This window comes from Streptomyces boncukensis (genome assembly GCF_011045075.1).
Taxonomy (GTDB): Bacteria; Actinomycetota; Actinomycetes; order Streptomycetales; family Streptomycetaceae; genus Streptomyces; species Streptomyces boncukensis.
In genome coordinates this window covers 1-519 of record NZ_JAAKZZ010001110.1, presented here as the reverse complement: position 1 = coordinate 519, position 519 = coordinate 1, and the positions used below count along the sequence as shown (strand labels likewise).

At 71.9% G+C, this 519-nt stretch carries 1 pseudogene; it reads left to right on the top strand.

The features are described 5' to 3' along the window. Positions 1-519, top strand: a pseudogene (locus G5C65_RS38190) (polyketide synthase); the annotation flags it as partial.

Sequence of the window (519 nt, the reverse complement as noted above, 5' to 3'; positions counted from 1 at the left end):
TGGAGCGGCTGTCGGACGCGCGGGCCAACGGGCACCAGGTGCTCGCCGTGCTGAAGGGCTCGGCCGTCAACCAGGACGGCGCCTCCAACGGCCTGACCGCGCCCAACGGCCCCTCCCAGCAGCGAGTGATCCGCGAAGCACTGGCCAACGCGGGCCTGTCCGCGACCGAGGTCGACGCCGTGGAAGCCCACGGCACCGGCACGCCCCTCGGCGACCCGATCGAGGCCCAGGCGCTCCTGGCCACCTACGGCCAGCAGCGCGAGCAGCCCCTGCTCATCGGTTCCGTGAAGTCGAACATCGGCCACACCCAGACCACGTCCGGCGTCGCCGGGGTCATCAAGATGGTGCTGGCGATGCGGCACGGGATGCTGCCGGGCACGCTGCATGTGGATGAGCCGACGCCCGAGGTGGACTGGACGGCCGGCGATGTGGAACTGGTGACACAGCAGACCGCGTGGCCCGCGGTCGACCGCCCCCGCCGGGCAGGCGTCTCCTCCTTCGGCATCAGCGGAACGAACG